The sequence below is a fragment of the Streptococcus sp. 477 genome, assembly GCF_013277295.1.
Lineage (GTDB): Bacteria > Bacillota > Bacilli > Lactobacillales > Streptococcaceae > Streptococcus > Streptococcus pseudopneumoniae.
On record NZ_VMMQ01000081.1, the window covers coordinates 18,790 to 37,602 of the forward strand.

12 protein-coding genes and 4 pseudogenes are annotated in these 18,813 nt (G+C 37.0%); 13 read left to right on the forward strand and 3 right to left on the reverse strand.

Annotated features, from left to right (window positions below; genetic code table 11):
• Positions 1 to 54 precede the first annotated feature (54 nt).
• The 3 genes and pseudogenes from HT691_RS09275 (at position 55) to HT691_RS09290 (ending at position 3,158) form a co-directional block, all read left to right on the forward strand.
• A complete protein-coding gene (locus tag HT691_RS09275; protein ID WP_226372018.1) occupies positions 55 to 1,236 on the forward strand; it encodes a ThiF family adenylyltransferase in 1,182 nt (393 codons plus the stop codon).
• 360 nt (positions 1,237 to 1,596) lie between these two features.
• Positions 1,597 to 2,452, forward strand: a pseudogene (locus HT691_RS09285) (ABC transporter ATP-binding protein).
• On the forward strand, positions 2,445 to 3,158 hold the full coding sequence (locus HT691_RS09290; protein ID WP_023932991.1) for an ABC transporter permease: 714 nt from the start codon (positions 2,445 to 2,447) through the stop codon (positions 3,156 to 3,158). The pseudogene HT691_RS09285 and the gene HT691_RS09290 overlap by 8 nt, the downstream one beginning before the upstream one ends.
• 202 nt (positions 3,159 to 3,360) lie before the next feature.
• On the opposite strand, the pseudogene HT691_RS11690 reads toward HT691_RS09290, so the two are convergent.
• Positions 3,361 to 3,585, reverse strand: a pseudogene (locus HT691_RS11690) (IS30 family transposase); the annotation flags it as partial.
• A gap of 318 nt (positions 3,586 to 3,903) precedes the next feature.
• Here HT691_RS11690 and pyrF point away from each other — a divergent pair.
• The 3 genes from pyrF to lysS all read left to right on the forward strand — a co-directional run bounded on the left by pyrF (position 3,904) and on the right by lysS (position 7,149).
• On the forward strand, positions 3,904 to 4,605 hold the full coding sequence (pyrF, locus tag HT691_RS09300) for an orotidine-5'-phosphate decarboxylase (RefSeq protein ID WP_023932993.1): 702 nt from the start codon (positions 3,904 to 3,906) through the stop codon (positions 4,603 to 4,605).
• Positions 4,606 to 4,638: 33 nt separating this feature from the next.
• Positions 4,639 to 5,271, forward strand: coding sequence for an orotate phosphoribosyltransferase (gene pyrE / locus HT691_RS09305; RefSeq protein WP_138706158.1), 633 nt, complete (start codon positions 4,639 to 4,641; stop codon positions 5,269 to 5,271).
• 387 nt (positions 5,272 to 5,658) lie between these two features.
• Positions 5,659 to 7,149 (forward strand): lysine--tRNA ligase, encoded by a 1,491-nt coding sequence (gene lysS / locus HT691_RS09310; protein WP_050207953.1) that lies wholly within the window; start codon positions 5,659 to 5,661, stop codon positions 7,147 to 7,149.
• 67 nt (positions 7,150 to 7,216) lie between these two features.
• On the opposite strand, the pseudogene HT691_RS09315 reads toward lysS, so the two are convergent.
• Positions 7,217 to 8,097: pseudogene (locus HT691_RS09315) on the reverse strand (ISL3 family transposase); the annotation flags it as partial.
• 65 nt (positions 8,098 to 8,162) lie between these two features.
• Between HT691_RS09315 and HT691_RS09320 the strand changes: the two are divergent.
• From HT691_RS09320 to kdpC, 6 genes are all read left to right on the forward strand, one after another.
• Positions 8,163 to 10,796 carry a sensor histidine kinase KdpD gene (locus HT691_RS09320; protein WP_000847726.1) on the forward strand — a complete coding sequence of 878 codons (2,634 nt, stop codon included), beginning with the start codon at positions 8,163 to 8,165 and terminating at the stop codon, positions 10,794 to 10,796.
• Entirely contained in the window at positions 10,786 to 11,511 is a 726-nt protein-coding gene (locus HT691_RS09325) for a response regulator transcription factor (RefSeq protein WP_000787304.1), read from the forward strand. The genes HT691_RS09320 and HT691_RS09325 overlap by 11 nt, the downstream gene beginning before the upstream one ends.
• 299 nt (positions 11,512 to 11,810) lie before the next feature.
• Positions 11,811 to 11,888: a K(+)-transporting ATPase subunit F gene (gene kdpF, locus HT691_RS09330; RefSeq protein ID WP_007285010.1), complete on the forward strand. Its 78-nt coding sequence runs from the start codon at positions 11,811 to 11,813 to the stop codon at positions 11,886 to 11,888.
• Positions 11,889 to 11,900: 12 nt separating this feature from the next.
• Entirely contained in the window at positions 11,901 to 13,646 is a 1,746-nt protein-coding gene (locus tag HT691_RS09335; RefSeq protein ID WP_000939242.1) for a potassium-transporting ATPase subunit KdpA, read from the forward strand.
• Between the two features lie 8 nt (positions 13,647 to 13,654).
• Positions 13,655 to 15,724 (forward strand): potassium-transporting ATPase subunit KdpB, encoded by a 2,070-nt coding sequence (kdpB, locus tag HT691_RS09340; RefSeq protein ID WP_166731488.1) that lies wholly within the window; start codon positions 13,655 to 13,657, stop codon positions 15,722 to 15,724.
• Positions 15,725 to 15,848: 124 nt separating this feature from the next.
• Positions 15,849 to 16,466 carry a potassium-transporting ATPase subunit KdpC gene (kdpC, locus tag HT691_RS09345; RefSeq protein WP_001225808.1) on the forward strand — a complete coding sequence of 206 codons (618 nt, stop codon included), beginning with the start codon at positions 15,849 to 15,851 and terminating at the stop codon, positions 16,464 to 16,466.
• 484 nt (positions 16,467 to 16,950) lie between these two features.
• Here kdpC and HT691_RS11410 read toward each other — a convergent pair.
• A pseudogene (locus tag HT691_RS11410) lies at positions 16,951 to 17,243 on the reverse strand (ISNCY family transposase); the annotation flags it as partial.
• A gap of 413 nt (positions 17,244 to 17,656) precedes the next feature.
• Between HT691_RS11410 and HT691_RS09355 the strand changes: the two are divergent.
• Positions 17,657 to 18,813 (forward strand): DUF1542 domain-containing protein (locus HT691_RS09355; RefSeq protein ID WP_172925352.1); only part of this gene is annotated, 1,157 nt, incomplete at its 3' end.

The window sequence follows — 18,813 nt, forward strand, 5'->3', positions numbered from 1 at the left end:
AGGGGTGGTTGTTTCTATACTGCTTTCTATATTATATGAGAGGAAGGACGAAATATGTTCTACGTAAATAGTTATGTTTTTGCTTATAAAAAAGAAGGTATAATGTATTTGCGTGGTCGGAGTATGCGGGAAATAGCTATAGAACCTCAAATTTCGCAAGAATTTATCAACGATCTATTTAATAGTTGTAAGGAACTATTAAAGATAGAAGAAGTATTAGGCAGTAAACTAACATTTGAACTATTAAATGAACAAATTTTAGTTTCGGATGAGATAGATATTGATAGGAGATATTCTAGAACTAAAGGTTACTGTTCGTTATTTTATAATGAAGAGTATAATAAAATACAGAATAAAACAGTATTAGTATTAGGAGCAGGAGCCTTAGGATGTTATATATCTCTAAGTCTAAGTATGTATGGAGTGAGGAAACTTATTGTCGCTGATTACGATATAATAGAACCATCAAATTTAAATAGGCAAATTCTTTATACAGAGTCGGATGTTGGTAAGGAGAAAATTAATGTTCTTTCTGAAAAAATACACAAGTATAATTCAGATGTTCAGGTAGTACCTATTTCTATTAAAGTTTCTTCAGTAGAAGAATTAGAAAACATTGTTGCGGAATATGGGAGTATAGATTTTATCGTTAAAGCAATTGATACGCCCATTGATATTATAAAAATTGTCAATCAATTTGCTGTATCGCATAAGATATCCTACATATCAGGAGGGTTTAATGGATGCTATCTTATTATTGATAATATATATATCCCTACCATCGGTTCTTGCTTTGGTTGTCGGAATATAAACAAAGATATAAATAAGTACACTTTATCTGATAAGACAAAGTGGCCAACTACACCAGAGATGCCTGCTATTTTGGGAGGGATAATGACTAATTTAATAATTAAAATATTTCTGGGATGTTATAATGAAATCCTAATAGATAACGCTTACGTTTATAATATGAGAAATCATGCTCTAAGTCAAGAAAAATATGTTCTGGAAAACGGAGAATGTCCAATTTGTAAAAAAAATAATAAAGTGAAAGATAACAATATTAGAGCGAAAACATTTATTCGTTCAGTTTGTTTTTGCTTATTATCAGGAGGAGTAGCTTTTTTATCTGCTATTGGGCAGTTCACTGTTATAGAAACACAATTAATAGTATTGTTCTTGGGTATTATTTTTGCCATCATTGGAAAATATAGTATGGCTTTTTTCATCGTTTGAGATTTTATTTTTGCTTGTTAATTTTAGAACATTTATTCAGTTAGCAGTGGATATTTTTATTGGTATGATAATATTTTTAATGCAGTGGATATTTATTATGTTAGGTATAGTGTGTCTTAGTTATTATATAACTTTATTATTTAGCAAGGAGGCTTAGTATGTTTAAAAAAATAGGTATAATGAGTATTTGCATATATATAATTATTTTATACTGCTTGAGAATGTATCGTATTATCAATAATATTGAAACAATCTTGCTAACGGTTATATGCTTAATGTTATTGTTTTTTTTAAGACGTTTATTTGATAAAGATAAGTAAATAGATGTTAAGTAAAAATGTAGAATATAAAGGAGGTGCAATGAGTATGATTGAAGTTAGCCATTTATCAAAAAGTTTTGGTGATAAAATAGCTTTAAATAATATAAGCTTCACTGTTAAAGAAGGTTAGATTTTTGGATTTTTAGGACCATCTGGTTCTGGAAAGACCACAACGATTAATATTCTGACTGGGCAGTTCCTTGCCGATAAAGGACAATGCCGATAAAGGACAATCTATTATTTTGGGACAAAAATCTCAAAATTTAACAAGCGGTGAATTAAAGAGAATTGGATTGGTTGGCGATACAAGTGGATTTTATGAGAAAATGTCTCTGTATAACAATCTTCTTTTTTATAGTAAATTTTATAATATTAGTAAATCACGTGTTGATAATTTGTTAAAGCGAGTAGGATTATATGATAGTCGCAAGATGGTAGCAGGAAAATTATCCACTGGAATGAGGCAACGAATGCTTTTAGCACGAGCTCTTATCAACAACCCCGCTGTACTCTTTCTGGATGAACCGACCTCAGGTCTAGATCCCACAACTTCTCGAACAATTCATGAGTTAATTTTAGAATTGAAAACAGCAGGGACAACGATTTTTCTAACGACTCATGATATGAATGAAGCAACTCTTTTATGTGATTATGTTGCCTTATTAAATAAAGGGAAATTAGTTGAGCAAGGAGCTCCTTCTGAACTCATTCAAAGATATAATAAAGATAAAAAGATTAAGTTTACAGATTATAATGGGAATCAGATAACTTTTGATTTTACATCACTAGAACAGGTATCTCAGGCTGATCTGGAAAATATTTTTTCAATTCATTCATGTGAGCCTACTTTAGAAGATATTTTTATCACATTAACAGAAGGAAAGCTAAATGCTTAAACGGTTTCTGGCTTTGGTATGGTTGCGTTGTCAAATTATCCTTTCCAATAAGAGTATTTTATTGCAAGTTTTAGTGCCTTTTGCTTTCACATATTTTTATAAATATCTTATGGAAACACAGGGGAAGGTCAACGATCAACAGGCATTAGTTCTTTTGATGATGTGTTTACCTTTTTCTTTGGCTTTGGCTGTTGGAAGTCCTATAACTATTATCTTGTCTGAAGAAAAAGAAAAGTACAATTTACAAACTCTTCTGTTGAGTGGTGTTAAAGGCTCCGAATACATTTTATCAACTATGTTTCTTCCTTTTTTGCTAACTTTTGTGATTATGGGAACTACTCCTCTTATTTTAGGAGTTACAATTGTACATACTTTTAATTATATTACAATCGTTCTTCTAACCTCTTTATCCATCATTTTATTCTATTTATTGATAGGTTTAACCGCGAAGAGCCAAGTAGTAGCTCAGGTTATCAGTCTTCCTGCTATGATTTTAGTTGCTTTCTTACCGATGCTATCTGGTTTGGATAAGACAGTTGCGAAGATAACAGATTATAGTTTTATGGGACTGTTTACTAAGTTTTTCACAAAATGGGAGGAATTTTCATGGAATAAAACTCTAATTCCTAATCTAACACTACTTATTTGGATTGTTCTTCTATTAACTTTAATTACGCTAACTATTAGGAAAAAGAAAATTTCTTAATTGAGTTATTTTAATGATTATAAACACAAGTGGGAAGGAAAAAATGAACTGATCTTTTTGACAGCAATTCTACAGAATAGTCTTATTGCTATATTTTGATTTGAGTGTACGAAAAAAGAAAAATAACAATAGTGCTCATACTAATTGCAGAAGTTTTGGGTGATAAGATAACTGATAAATTGCAATAAAAAATGCAACATTTTTAAATCTCCTCTATAAGTGCTTCAAAAAGTGCTTCAAAACCTGTCTTGTAATCCAAGTATTTTTGGGGACGGTGATTAATAAGCTAGCAAAGCATCATTAAGGATTTTTTCGGTAATTGTTGCCAAATCGGTTTAAGAAAATACCCACGAAGAAGTCCATTCGCATTCTCATTACTTCCCCTTTGCCAAGATGAATAGGCATCCGCAAAATAAAACAGAATTCCCATTTGTTCAATTAAAGGGTAACAAGCAAACTCTTTTTCTCTGTCCGAAGTGAAAGTCTTTAACTATTCTTTTGGAAAGAGTCTTGTGAGGTGTTCAATAGCAGTCAACATGGATTTAGCTGTTTTTACTTGACAAGTACTAGTAGAAATAATAGAATAATAGAAAACCTTTAAAGCAGTCCAGAGAGGCAGCTAAGGTTAGACGGTGAAAGGGTGGAGACTACCCATTTTTCGTGGAACCTTGCTGTTGGCAGGTTCCTTTTTTCGTGGCTTCTGTTGGCCAGACTCTCTCACTAGCAAAGGTAAAAGGAGAAACCTATGCGAGAACATCGTCCAGTCATTGCTCTTGATTTTCCTAGTTTTGAGGCGGTCAAGGAATTTTTAGCTCTTTTCCCAGAAGCGGAAAGTCTTTATCTCAAGGTAGGGATGGAGCTTTATTACGCAACGGGGCCTGGGATTGTGTCCTACCTGAAAGGCTTGGGTCATAGTGTCTTTTTAGATCTCAAGCTTCATGACATTCCTAATACAGTCAAGTCAGCCATGAAGGTCTTGTCTCAGCTTGGTGTCGATATGACTAATGTCCATGCGGCTGGTGGTGTAGAGATGATGAAGGCGGCGCGTGAAGGTCTTGGGAGTCAAGCCAAATTGATCGCTGTAACGCAGCTGACCTCAACCTCAGAAGAGCAGATGCAGGAGTTTCAAAATATTCAAACCAGTCTGCAAGAGTCTGTGATTCACTATGCCAAGAAGACAGCTGAAGCGGGTTTGGATGGTGTCGTTTGCTCAGCTCAGGAAGTGCAAATCATCAAGCAGGCTACCAATCCAGATTTTATCTGTCTGACACCGGGCATTCGTCCTACAGGTGCTGCTGTTGGAGACCAAAAACGCGTTATGACACCTGCTGATGCCTATCACATCGGCAGTGACTATATCGTAGTGGGACGTCCCATTACCCAAGCTGAGGATCCTGTTGCAGCTTATCATGCCATCAAGGATGAATGGACACAGGACTGGAATTAAAGAACTAGATTAGAAAAATAAAAGGAGAATACCATGACACTTGCTAAAGATATCGCTAGCCACCTCTTGAAAATCCAAGCCGTTTACCTCAAACCAGAGGAGCCTTTCACTTGGGCCTCTGGTATCAAGTCGCCGATTTATACGGACAACCGTGTGACACTTGCCTATCCAGAGACTCGTACTCTCATTGAAAATGGTTTTGTGGAAGCTATCAAAGAAGCCTTTCCTGAGGTTGAGGTGATTGCAGGAACTGCAACAGCAGGGATTCCTCACGGAGCCATCATTGCTGACAAGATGAACCTGCCATTTGCCTACATCCGTAGCAAACCAAAAGACCACGGAGCTGGTAATCAAATCGAAGGTCGCGTAGCTCAAGGTCAAAAAATGGTAGTGGTTGAAGACCTTATTTCAACGGGTGGTTCTGTTCTTGAAGCCGTAGTAGCAGCTAAACGCGAAGGAGCAGATGTACTTGGAGTTGTAGCGATTTTTAGTTACCAATTGCCAAAAGCAGATAAGAACTTTGCAGATGCTGGTGTGAAATTGGTGACGCTTTCTAACTACAGTGAACTCATCCACCTATCCCAAGAAGAAGGCTATATCACGCCAGAAGGACTCGACCTTCTAAAACGCTTTAAGGAAGACCAAGAAAATTGGCAAGAGGTGTAAAAAAATCAAAAGACTAAAAGGTTAAAAATTATACTATTCTGTCATATCAGGTGTATGAATGACAAGATTCAAGTTGTTAATGTTTTTTTACGTCAATTGTTTCAGCTTTAGATTTGCTTGGCTTGCTCTCATATAAAAAGTAGCACACGTCATGAAAGTTACAAGGGTTAAAGTGTAATCCATAAATATTGTCAAATCCCTTTTCTGAGATGTTGGAATTTCTTGCTTATCCCAGTCTTTTCAGTGATTTGGCTCAGTGATCTTAGCGTCAGGTTCTTTTTAGTTTTGAAAGATTATCCGTGAATTTCTTGCTTATTTATGATAAAATGGGAGTATCGCAAAAAATGACTCATCGTATTCAATTTTGAGTAAAACTAGGAGGATCCCATGTCTACAGAACATATGGAAGAACTAAATGACCAGCAGATCGTTCGCCGTGAAAAAATGGCTGCGCTCCGTGAACAAGGAATCGATCCTTTCGGAAAACGCTTTGAACGCACTGCAAATTCACAAGAATTAAAAGATAAATTTGCTGACCTCGATAAAGAACAATTACACGATAAAAACGAAACAGCTACTATCGCAGGACGCTTGGTAACCAAACGTGGTAAAGGTAAAGTAGGTTTTGCCCACCTTCAAGACCGCGAAGGTCAAATCCAGATCTACGTTCGTAAGGATGCTGTCGGTGAAGAAAACTACGAAATCTTCAAAAAAGCAGACCTTGGTGACTTCCTTGGTGTCGAAGGTGAAGTGATGCGTACGGATATGGGAGAACTCTCTATCAAGGCTACTCACATCACACACTTGTCTAAGGCCCTTCGTCCTCTTCCTGAGAAATTCCATGGTTTGACAGACGTTGAAACAATTTACCGTAAACGTTACCTTGACTTGATTTCTAACCGTGAAAGCTTTGAACGCTTTGTCACTCGTTCAAAAATCATCTCTGAAATTCGTCGTTACCTTGACCAAAAAGGTTTCCTTGAAGTGGAAACACCTGTTCTTCACAACGAAGCTGGTGGTGCTTCTGCCCGTCCATTTATCACCCACCACAATGCCCAAAACATTGACATGGTGCTTCGTATCGCGACTGAGCTTCACTTGAAACGCCTTATCGTGGGTGGTATGGAACGCGTCTATGAAATTGGCCGTATCTTCCGTAACGAAGGAATGGATGCTACTCACAACCCTGAGTTCACTTCTATCGAAGTTTACCAAGCATACGCAGACTTCCAAGATATCATGGACTTGACGGAAGGCATTATCCAACATGCTGCTAAATCAGTTAAGGGCGACGGCCCAGTCAACTACCAAGGAACTGAAATCAAAATCAACGAACCATTTAAACGTGTTCACATGGTGGATGCTATCAAAGAAATTACTGGTGTAGATTTCTGGCAAGATATGACTTTGGAAGAAGCTAAGGCCATCGCTGCTGAGAAGAAAGTTCCAGTTGAGAAACACTATACTGAGGTTGGTCACATCATCAATGCCTTCTTTGAAGAGTTTGTTGAAGAAACTTTAATCCAACCAACCTTTGTCTATGGACATCCAGTAGCTGTATCTCCACTGGCTAAGAAGAACCCTGAAGACCAACGCTTTACTGACCGTTTTGAGCTCTTCATCATGACTAAGGAGTACGGTAATGCCTTTACTGAGCTCAACGATCCAATCGACCAGCTTAGTCGTTTTGAAGCCCAAGCAAAAGCAAAAGAACTTGGTGACGATGAAGCGACCGGTATCGACTATGACTACATCGAGGCTCTTGAATATGGTATGCCACCAACAGGTGGTTTGGGAATCGGTATCGACCGTCTCTGCATGCTTCTCACTGATACAACTACTATCCGTGATGTATTGCTCTTCCCAACAATGAAATAAGCTCTTATCCTCTGGTACTTGCCAGGGGATTTTTGGCTCTTTGTCAACTGTAGTGGGTTGAAGTCAGCTAATATCTAGAAAGGACACATTTCGTCCTTTCTTTTTTGATGTTCAGAGCGATGAAAATCGTTTTTTTGAAGTTTTCAAAGTTCCGGAAACCAAAGGCGTTGCGTTTGATGAGTTTGATGAGATTATTGGTTGCTTCTAATTTGGCGTTAGAATAGTGTAGTTGAAGGGCGTTGACAATCTTCTCTTTATCTTTGAGGAAGGTTTTAAAGAAAGTCTGAAAAAGAGGATGAACCTGCTTAAGATTGTCTTCAATAAGTCCGAAAAATCTGTCAGGCTCCTTATTCTGAAAGTGAAAAATCAAGAGCTGGTAGAAATCATAGTGGTGTTTCAAGTCTTCTGAATAGCTCAAAAGTCTATCTAGAATTTTTTTTATTGGTCAAGTGCATACGAAAAGTAGGGCGATAAAATCGTTTATCGCTGAGTTTACGACTATCTTGCTGGATGAGCTTCCAGTAGAGCTTGATAGCCTTGTATTCATGAGACTTTCGATCCAATTGATTCATGATTTGGACACGGACACGACTCATAGCACGGCTTAGATGTTGCACAATGTGAAAACGATCAAGAACAATTTTTGCATTAGGGAGTGAAACAGTCTGGGAGATGTTTCAGCCTGAGCCTAGAAATTCGAAAGCGAAGCTGTTTAGCCAAGTCATAGTAAGGACTAAACATATCCATAGTAATAATTTTGACGCGACATCGGACGGCTCTATCATACTTAAGAAAGTGATTACGAATGACAGCTTGTGTTCTACCCTCAAGAACAGTGATGATATTGAGCTTGTTAAAATCTTGCGCAATGAAACTCATCTTTCCCTTGGTGAACTCATACTCGTCCCATGATATAATCTCAGGAAGGCTATTGTAAAAAAAATAAAATTAGGTTATAATGACTTCTGATAAATGATTTTACTACAAAAGGTTGGGTTAACTAAGGTGATGTTATGAAAACAGGGGCGTTAAGAATTTATTTTGGTTATGCTGCAGGAGTTGGAAAAACCTATGCTATGCTTAGAGAAGCGCAGCGAGCTCAAAAAGCTGGAGTAGATGTGGTAGTAGGTTACATTGAACCTCATAATCGACCTGAGACTATGGCTTTACTGATTGGTCTTGAGCAATTATCTCCTAAAACAATAAAATATAAAGGTATCACCTTGAATGAGTTTGATATTGATACTGCTTTAAGGCGTCAACCACGCATTATTTTAGTGGATGAATTGGCTCATACTAACTGTTTTGAGTCACGTAATAAAAAGAGGTACCAAGATATTAAGGAACTGCTTTATGCAGGGATTGATGTCTATACTACTGTAAATGTCCAACATATTGAAAGTTTAAACGATGTGATTGAAGCTATTACAGGGATTCAAGTTAATGAGATAATTCCAGATGCTATTTTTGATCAGGCTGATCAGATTGAACTTGTAGATATTGACCCATCAGATTTACTTGAACGATTGGATAAAGGAAAAATTTATTCTAAATCGCAAGCTAAATTGGCCAAGCGTCACTTTTTTACTGAAGAAAAGTTAATATCTTTGAGAGAAATCGCTTTGCGCAAAGCAGCTGATCAGATTAATGGAAGTGCTTTTCGAGGAAAAAAAGTTAAAGATAGTATTGTGACCAAGGAACATGTCTTGGTCTGTGTGTCACCCTCTCCCTCCTCTTCACATGTCATTCGCGCTGCTTCAAGATTAGCAAGTGCTCTTAATGCAGACTTTACAGCCCTGTATATTGGTAGTTTAGATAGGGAACTGACTAATCAGGAGTTACATCAGAACTTGGAATTGGCAGAGCGGTTGGGAGCTAAGGTGACAGTTATGGATTATAATAATGTGACCAAGCAGATTGCTGATTACGCAAAATTGAGCCGTGTTTCTAAGTTAGTAGTCGGAAAAAGTGGCTCCAGAACTATTTGGCCTAAAGAAAATATTGTGGAAGTTCTTAGTAAGAATGTTCCTGATTTGGATATGTTTGTAGTCCATAATACTAGAGGAAAAAAAGAGACTTCGGTTGGTAAGCTCTCGTTGCCTTCTTGGTTTTCTAAATGGCAATTTTCTTTCAGTGATTTGGTTAAAACACTGGTGGTATTGTTGCTAGTAACCTTAACAGGTCTTTTATTTCGTTTCTGGAATCTCAGTACCAACAACATTATAATAATATACATATTAAGTGTTCAAATAAATGCTGTTTGGACAAAAGGAAAACTTTATAGTGTGATTTCTTCTATTTTATCAGTTCTTTGTTTTAATTACTTTTTTGTGGCCCCCTACTACACTTTTACTTCTTTTAATCCTACTTATCCTATGACTTTTGCTATTATGTTAATTACTGGTCTGATTACTTCTAGTCTCATAAAAAGGATTCAAGAGCAGGCAAGATTATCTACTGAAAAATCTTATCTAACAGAGTTGTTACTACAAACAAATAGAGGATTATCTCAGGCAGACTCTATTCCTTCTATTTTAGAAGAACTAGCTATTCAAGTCAAAAAATTATTGAATAGTGATGTGGTGATTTATCCTGTAACAGGTGGTACTTTGGAGACGCCGAAATATTTCCCTACCAGTCATTCTTTGAGGACCTTAGCTGATTACTATCAGTACAATGAGCGAGGAGTGGTTGAGTGGGTTTTATATAATAATAAACAAGCTGGAGCAACAACAAACACCTTGTCTGCTGCTAAATTTCTGTATTTATCTGTCAGAGGTAAAGATTCTGTTTTTGCTATTATTGGTATTTTAATAGAGGATAAAACAATGATTGACCTGTTTGAAAAATCTGTTATTCTAACTGTTTTAGGAGAGGCATCCTTGGCATTAGAAAAAGAAGCATTACGCGAAGAACAACAAAAAATGGAACTTAAAATACAAAAAGAACAGTTAAGGGTTGATTTGTTAAGGGGAATCTCACATGATTTGAGAACTCCACTTACAAGCATATCAGGTCAGTCTAAATTAATGATGGAGACGGGGGGAATTATGGAGAAACAGCGTATGATAGAATTAGCTGCCTATATTTACGATGACTCTATGTGGTTGATTAATCTGATTGAAAATTTATTGTCAATTACTAAATTGGATAATGATACTACTCTTTCATTAAGAATAAATGTTTTCGATGAGTTGATTGAAGAAGCTTTGAAACATGTGGATCAACATATTAAGAATCATGACTTTGTTTTAATTTTATCAGATGATTTATTAATAGCTAAAATGGATGCTCCCTTGATTGTGCAAGTACTGGTTAATATCATTAACAATGCAGTTAAATATACGCATGAAGGATCTTTAATTACATTGACGAGTAATAGAAAGGATCAGAACCTGGTGGTTGAGGTTTCTGACGATGGTCCTGGTATTAACGATCAAGCAAAAGAAAAGATTTTTGACCTTTTTTATACATCAGAAAATTTGGCATCCGATGGTAAAAGAGGCCTAGGTATAGGACTATCTTTATGTAAGAGTATTATTACAGCACATGGGGGGACTATTTACGTCCATGACAATACTCCTAAAGGAGTTATCTTTGGATTTACACTACCACTAGCGGAGGTGAATGTATTACATGAAAAATGAAAATGTTAAGATTTTAATTTGTGAAGATGACTCTTCCGTTAACAGACTTTTATCCTTAGCAATGGAAGTTGAAGGTTATCATTATGTATCAGTTCGGACTGGAGAGGAAGCTTTGCGTCAGATCATTTCGCAATTTCCAGATTTATTATTATTGGATTTGGGTTTGCCAGATATGGATGGTAAAGACATTATTGACAAGATTCGTAGCTTTTCACAGCTACCTGTTATTGTTGTTAGTGCACGTGGAGAAGAAAGTGACAAGATTGATGCACTTGATGCTGGGGCAGATGATTATTTGACGAAACCCTTTAGCATTGATGAGCTTTTCGCTCGGTTAAGAGTTAGTCTTAGGAGGTCAAAGCAGATTAATCAACAAAGTGACGGTAATTCTGAAAAATCATCTTTTACTAATGGCTGGCTACATGTTGATTTTTTATCTAATCGTGTATTTGTTAATAACCAAGAAATTCACTTAACCCCGATTGAGTATAAGTTGCTTTGTCTTCTATCAGAGAATGTTGATAGAGTGTTGACTTATCGTTTTATTGTCAAGGAAATTTGGGGATATTATGAGGAAGATTTTTCTGCTTTGAGAGTTTTTGTTAATACATTGCGAAAAAAAATCGAATTAGGATTGGGTTACTCTAAAATGGTTCAAACTCATATTGGTATCGGTTATCGTATGATTAAGATTGAAAATTATGATGACAAATAATCCAAAAAGAATTTTATTCACCTGATTTGTAATTTCTTGGCAGCTATTTGAAACAAGTCTTAGGATAGGTTGTCTTAGGTTATTTTAGGAGACAATCTTTATATAATCTTTATTTTATATCCGTAATCTTTATATCATTTTTATACTTTTCGTGGTAGAATGATTATATTCTTGAAGGAGGATACAATGCTAGTAGATTTCATAATGTTTCTAGTTTTATTTTTTATTTTTTTGTTAATGATTGGTTTTATTGTTTGGTGTGATAAGCACCTTAAAGGTGATTAGAGGGAGAGTGTACTATGATAGTATTAGGAATAATTTTTGGTTTATTAATCTGTTATTTATTTTATGCTCTGTTACACCCGGAGAGATTTTAGGAGGAATGTGAGATGTTACAAATCATATTTGTCTTAGTACTGGCTTGTATTATTATATTACCAACTGGAAAGTATCTTTACCATATAGCTAGCCAGCAAAAAACTTTTGCAGATCCCATTATGGATCCTATTGATAGGTGGATTTATAAGTTGCTTGATGTGGACAAAAAAGGAATGACTTGGAAGGAGTATGCTGTAGCCCTTATTTTAACTAATGCTGTTATGGCTCTAGTGGCTTATGTAATCCTAAGAACACAGGCCTTTTTCTTTTTGAACCCCACCCGTGTTGGTTCATTAGAATCAAGCCTGAGTTTCAATACAGTCATATCTTTTATCACCAATTCTAATTTACAAAATTATGCTGGTGAGAGGGATTTGTCTTTTTTTAGTCAGATGGTTGTCATTACTTTTATGATGTTTACCTCAGCTGCTTCAGGCTATGCTGCTGCTATGGCTTTTATCAGAGGTGTATCAGGCAAGTATCAAGACATGGGGAATTTCTATGTTGACTTTGTTCGGGTGATTACTCGAGTGTTGCTTCCTTTTTCAATAATAGGCTCTTTGTTACTTATTTCACAGGGGGTTCCCCAAACACTATCAAAAGAGTTATATGCGACTACTTTGGAGGGCAATTTACAAGGTCTTATAATGGGACCGGTCGCTTCTCTTGAAATTATTAAACACTTGGGAACCAACGGTGGTGGTTTTTTTGCAGCAAATTCAGCAACTCCCTTTGAAAACCCTAATGTAATCACAAATATTATTGAAATGCTATCTATGATGTTGTTACCAGGTTCTATGGTAGTTGTTTTTGGTCATATGGTTTCATCTAGGAAAAAGGAAGATCATCCCTTTGAATCTGTACAGAAAGTTTCTTATAAGTCCACTAAATCTACGTTTATTAAACTAGGAGGACAGGCAAGACCGCTTCTGATTGTTATGCTATTCTTATTTTTTGTTGGTTTATCCATTATTGTTTGGTCAGAAAGTAGAGGAAATCCTGTCTTGCATCAATTGGGTTTGAATCAATCAATGGGAAGTATGGAAGGTAAAGAAGTTAGGTTCGGTATTCCAATGTCTGGTCTATTTACAGAAATAACAACGGCTTTTACAACGGGTTCCGTGAATAATATGCACGATACTTTGACTCCTCTAAGTGGTGGAGTAGCTATGATTAACATGATGCTCAATGTTATATTTGGCGGTAAAGGTGTAGGAATAATGAATATGATGCTGTACGTTCTTCTTACTGTTTTTATTTGTGGATTAATGATTGGGCGTGCACCTGTTTATTTAGGAAAAAAAATTGAAGGTAAAGAAATGACTTTAATTGCTTTAGCCATCATGGTTCACCCTATGATTATTCTAGGTTTTTCAGCAGTAGCTGTCTCATTGCCAGCAGGATTTAACAGTGTTACCAATCCAGGATTTCATTCTTTATCACAAGTGATTTATCAATTTACCTCAGCTTCTGCTAACAACGGATCGGGATTTGAAGGACTAAAAGACAATACTTTATTCTGGAATATATCTACAGGATTAGCTATGTTTTTTGGACGCTATGTGACTTTGATTCTTCAGCTATCGATTGCTGGTTCGTTAATGACTAAGCAACATGTGAATGATTCCCTAGGTTCTTTAAAAACAGATACGGGGACTTTTGCCATTATTTTAGGTGTGATAGTGTTGATTATATCAGCCTTAACTTTCTTACCAGTCCTTGTACTAGGACCTTTAGCTGAATTTCTAACTCAATGAGGTTTATTATGATTTCAAAGAAAACTTACTTTCTGACACAAAAGATACTACTCAGTTCCCTTAAAGGAGCGGTCGTAAAACTTCGCCCTAGTTACATGATTAAAAATCCAGTAATGTTTGTAGTTGAAATTGGTTTTGTTCTGACCTTCTTTTTAACAATTATCCCCGTTGATGCTCAACAAGATAGCCAAAGTAGTCAATTGTATAATGGCATAGTAGCAGTGATCTTATTTTTAACTTTATTATTTTCTAATTTTGCTGAATCCATTGCGGAAGGAAGAGGAAAAGCACAGGCTGAAAGTTTAAAAAAGACGCAAGAAAATATGACAGCTAGACGACTCTATTTTGACAATGATGGTCAGACCCTTCTTGAAGAAACTATTGAGGCCACAGCCTTGCAAAAAGGAGATATCGTTCTGGTTAAGGTAGGAGAATTAATTCCTGGTGACGGTGAAGTTATTGAAGGAATTGCTTCTGTAGACGAATCAGCTATTACAGGAGAGTCAGCTCCGGTGATCAAAGAACCTGGTGGTGATTTTGCTTTTGTAACAGGAGGGACAACTCTTGCTAGTGACTGGCTTAAGTTGAAAATGACCTCACGTGCTGGAGAGTCTTTCTTGGACAAAATGATTTCCTTGGTAGAGGGTGCTTCTCGGCAAAAAACCCCTAATGAAATTGCCTTGAATACTTTGCTAGTCAGCTTAACAATTATATTCTTAATGGTAATTGGAAGTTTGTACCCGATTGCTAGCGCTTTGCACATAAAGATTACAGTTACTACTCTTGTGGCATTGACCGTATGTTTAATTCCAACAACAATTGGAGGTCTGCTGTCAGCAATTGGAATTGCAGGTATGGATCGCGTTACACGGTTTAATGTGATTGCTATGTCAGGAAAAGCAGTGGAGTCTAGTGGTGATGTGGATACTATGATTTTGGACAAAACAGGAACCATTACCTTTGGAAATCGTATGGCTGCTCATTTTGTTCCTGTAGATGGTGTTAGTCAAGAGTCTTTAATAAGAGCAGCTATGCTAAGTTCTCTACAGGATGATACACCGGAAGGAAAATCAATTGTTAAGCTCGCTAAAGAATATGGGGCAAGTATTCCTCCTATTTCTGAAGATATGACCTTTATTGATTTTACTGCTCAAACACGAATGAGTGGGATAGACTTTGTTGATGGGGGAATGATACGTAAGGGTGCCACAGATGCTATAAGTCGCTATATTAAAGGTAAAGGTGGTGTGATTCCGAAAGATTTGAAGTCTATCAGTGAAAGAATTGCTTCAGCTGGGGGAACTCCACTGGCAGTAGTGGAGGGGCAGAATATTTTGGGAGTGATTGCTCTCAAGGATACCATCAAACCAGGTTTAGTTGAGCGTTTTGCTCGCCTACGGGCAATGGGAATTAAAACTATTATGTGTACCGGTGATAATCCTCTTACCGCTGCGACCATAGCTCAAGAAGCAGGCGTTGATAGCTTTATCGCTGAATGCAAGCCAGAAGATAAAATTGAAGCTATTAAAAAAGAACAACGCTTAGGAAAAGTTGTTGCGATGACAGGAGATGGGACTAATGATGCCCCAGCACTAGCTCAGGCAGATGTCGGTATTGCTATGAATTCTGGAACAAGTGCTGCTAAAGAAGCTGCTAATATGGTGGATTTAGATAGCGATCCAACCAAGATTCTGGATATCGTTGAAATTGGAAAGCAATTATTAATGACGCGAGGAGCTTTAACCACTTTTTCAATTGCTAATGATATTGCCAAATACTTTGCCATTATTCCAGCTATTTTTATGCGCAGTATTCCCCAAATGCAATCGTTAAATATCATGTCATTATCAACGTCTTCCAGCGCAATTTTATCGGCTCTGATTTTCAATGCCATTATTATTCCTCTTCTAATTCCGATTGCGATGAAAGGAGTTTCTTATAAGCCTCAAAGGTCAGAAAAAGTTTTGGCTCATAACATGCTGATTTATGGTTTGGGTGGAGTCTTCATCCCGTTTATTGGAATTAAAATCATTGATATGAGTATTACTCCATTATTGTATCTATTGGGTTTATCCTGATAAGATTAGTTTAATATAATATAATATTTGGAGGAATAAGATTGAAACTTATCTACATTGCTTTACGTTTAAAAGAATCAGTGTCTTTTCCTTGGGTTGAACATGAAAGGAATGAATAACAATCATGAGAAAAATATTTATACATATCAGACGTTCTGTCCGACTAAGTCTTTTATTTGGGGCGGTTTGTGGATTATTTTACCCTTTGCTGATTACCGGATTAGGGCAGTTTATTTTTCCTGTTCAAGCCAATGGTAGTCAAATTAAGCAGGATGGGAAGCTTATTGGATCGGCTTTAATTGGGCAAGAATTTTCGTCAGCTGCTTTTCTGCATGGTAGACCATCTGCTATTCAGTATAATACCTACCTTAGCGAAGGAGACCCAAGTGGACAAAGGCGGGATATTACTTCTGGTTCCCAAAATCTGGCTCCTAGTAATCCTGAACTAAAAGTACGTGTTCAAAAGGAACTGTCTCTTCTCATAGAAGAAAACCCAACTATTTCAATCAGAGATATCCCTGCTGATTTGGTAACAACATCGGCTTCGGGATTGGATCCAGAAATCAGTCCAGAAAGTGCTAAACTACAACTCCCCCGTATTTCTAAGACAACAGGTATTAGCTTGCCTAGACTGGAAGAAATCATTGACAAGCATACAGTAACAAAAATTTTTGGATTTCTAGGTGAAGATAGGGTGTCTGTGTTAAAAGTTAACATCGATATTATGAAGGAACTGAACTAACACCGCTGTAAAAGTTATACGGGTATTATTGCAAGTAATTAGTAGTGAGAGGTACGCCTATTACAAAAAAAGGGATAAAAAAGAACTCTTACTTCCTAGACTATATAATCTGATGAGTATCTTACAGATAGAGAAAGGAAGTTGGCATTTATTTATGAACTACTTTTAGCTGGTTTGAGATTTGTGACAAACTCATTTCACTGAAGAATTGTCAATCGAAAGTGATGATGTCCCAAAAAAATGGTGAGATTGAGGGCAATTATTTTGATTTTATTTGATACGAGGAACCCTTGAAGCTGTTTTTTCAGCTAAACCAAGGCTAGTCTTAGCCTTGGCTCTCCAGCCTCACAGCTCTCCAGCCTCACAGCTCCAAGCCTCTTATCAAATGAAATGCTTGTCTTAGACTCCTTACTTTCTCTCTCCTAAATGTAAGGGATAGAGTGATTTCCTTTAAGGAACAGCTTCCCATTTAGCGAGAAATAGATTATACTTGTAGCTGAGGAGAATGAAGCTCCTCACTAGTAAACTCTTCATAATCCTTTTTATTTTTCTGAAGATATTGTTTGAAAGATGTGAGTTTCCACGGATGGGTTTGTGGAGGGACATACTTGCGTCTTTCTTTTTTTGTTCTGGTTCTGATTCAAAGTTTTTCGAATAGAGTTCATGAACTAGTAGCTCCTTTGTGTGATAGATCTTGTCAGCGATATTGAGGTAGATGTCACCGTCAACTTCTTTTATAACGAATGCTTTCGTCTTTCTGCTGAAATAGACTTCTTTTCCTTTCTGTTGATAGGCTAGTAGCAGACGATTGCTTTGTCTTTTAGAAAGGTTCAGTTCGACACAGGCTCGATTCTTTGTTTTCTTTCCTTGGTCTATAGCTTTTATCACAAGATATTTTTTCGCTTCATTCATATTCAGTTGGATCCTTTTCATACGACTATTTTATCAAATGGGACATTTTCACGTTCGATTTACTAAAGACATTATCACATTCGAATTACAAAACCGAAAAAATCAAATGTTTTTCCTTGCAAAATTCGGGGGGGGTGGTATAATTGCTGCTAGACTGTATATTCTTCATAGGAGATACAGTGGGGTAAATAGTCGTAAGTTGCTATTTATATATTATTGTCAATCGAAGAGGAAAATGACATGTTCTCTTCAATCATATTTTTAAAGGAGAAAGAGTTATGGATTTTAGAAAGTGTAACAGAGAAAAGGTCTTCCGTTACTCCATTCGTAAGTACCACTTTGGTGCCGCCAGTGTCGCGGTTGCCGCATTGATGTTTTTAGGAGCACGAGCTAGTGTTGTTCAGGCGGATACTACAGTAAATGCTACAGAGGTGTCTCTTGAGAGTTCTGAGCCTAAATCGGATCCAGCTGCGGAGGGAGCTAGTGAAGCTTCGAATGGAAGTGAGCGAAGTGCTGATGAAACAAGTAATTCTGTTCAGCGTACTCCTGTTGGCAGTGATAGGGACGCTTCTCCATCAAGCAATAATGGGGAAAGTTCTGAAGGGTCAGATAGAAGCAACAGTAGTGCCGTTAGCGGAAGTGATAGAAGTGCTGAAGAAACAAGTAACTCTGGTCAGCATGCTCCCGTTAGAAGAGCTAGGAGTGTCGGGGAAGACCGGGCATCAAGGTTGAATGGGCGGTATGTTTATGGTGTTAATCAACACCCTGTACCGGATGACAAGTATAATGATAAGGGATATCTTTATGAGCAATGGCCGTATGCTAAAAATAATTGGCTAAATGCTAATACTAAAACTAAGAATGTATTTGAAGTCTATACAGATCCGATTACCGAAGTGACAACGGTAAGACGTAGAGTGAAAGATCCGGCTAAAACTGGTGCGGGACGTGACAATGTCTATAGAGACGAAAGTGAAACTGATCCTGGTGTCTTAGATATTTTTCAGAAACATCCAGACGCAAGACGTATATTAATAAATATGGAATCGATTGGTGAAAATATTAAGGTAAGAGTAATTGGAGATTCCAATCAAGAGTTAGCTGTTTTAGAAGTTCCTAAAGAAGATGTATTTATGAAGCAAAGCGAATGGGAGGTTAAGAAAAAAGAAAGGGAAAGGCAAGAAGCAGAAACAGGTACAGCTAAATCAGCAGCTAAGGCTGAGCTTGAACGCAAAGCAGAAGAGAAGAAAGCTCAAATCGCTGGCAATAACAACTTGACAAATGAAGAGAAAGAAGCTGCGAAGAACGCCGTAGATGAAGCTCTAGAAAATGCCAAGAGAGCTGTAGACAATGCCAACGATGCTGCCGGAGTAACAAGTGCTCAAGAAACTGGACGTCAAACGATCCAAGATGTGCCAGAAACAGGTACAGCTAA

Bases quoted from the DNA above. Each gene is read 5' to 3' on its own strand.
- HT691_RS09275 (WP_226372018.1), top strand. From the start codon at position 55: ATGTTCTACGTAAATAGTTATGTTTTTGCTTATAAAAAAGAAGGTATA.
- HT691_RS09290 (WP_023932991.1), top strand. From the start codon at position 2,445: ATGCTTAAACGGTTTCTGGCTTTGGTATGGTTGCGTTGTCAAATTATC.
- pyrF (WP_023932993.1), top strand. From the start codon at position 3,904: ATGCGAGAACATCGTCCAGTCATTGCTCTTGATTTTCCTAGTTTTGAG.
- pyrE (WP_138706158.1), top strand. From the start codon at position 4,639: ATGACACTTGCTAAAGATATCGCTAGCCACCTCTTGAAAATCCAAGCC.
- lysS (WP_050207953.1), top strand. From the start codon at position 5,659: ATGTCTACAGAACATATGGAAGAACTAAATGACCAGCAGATCGTTCGC.
- HT691_RS09320 (WP_000847726.1), top strand. From the start codon at position 8,163: ATGAAAACAGGGGCGTTAAGAATTTATTTTGGTTATGCTGCAGGAGTT.
- HT691_RS09325 (WP_000787304.1), top strand. From the start codon at position 10,786: ATGAAAAATGAAAATGTTAAGATTTTAATTTGTGAAGATGACTCTTCC.
- kdpF (WP_007285010.1), top strand. From the start codon at position 11,811: ATGATAGTATTAGGAATAATTTTTGGTTTATTAATCTGTTATTTATTT.
- HT691_RS09335 (WP_000939242.1), top strand. From the start codon at position 11,901: ATGTTACAAATCATATTTGTCTTAGTACTGGCTTGTATTATTATATTA.
- kdpB (WP_166731488.1), top strand. From the start codon at position 13,655: ATGATTTCAAAGAAAACTTACTTTCTGACACAAAAGATACTACTCAGT.
- kdpC (WP_001225808.1), top strand. From the start codon at position 15,849: ATGAGAAAAATATTTATACATATCAGACGTTCTGTCCGACTAAGTCTT.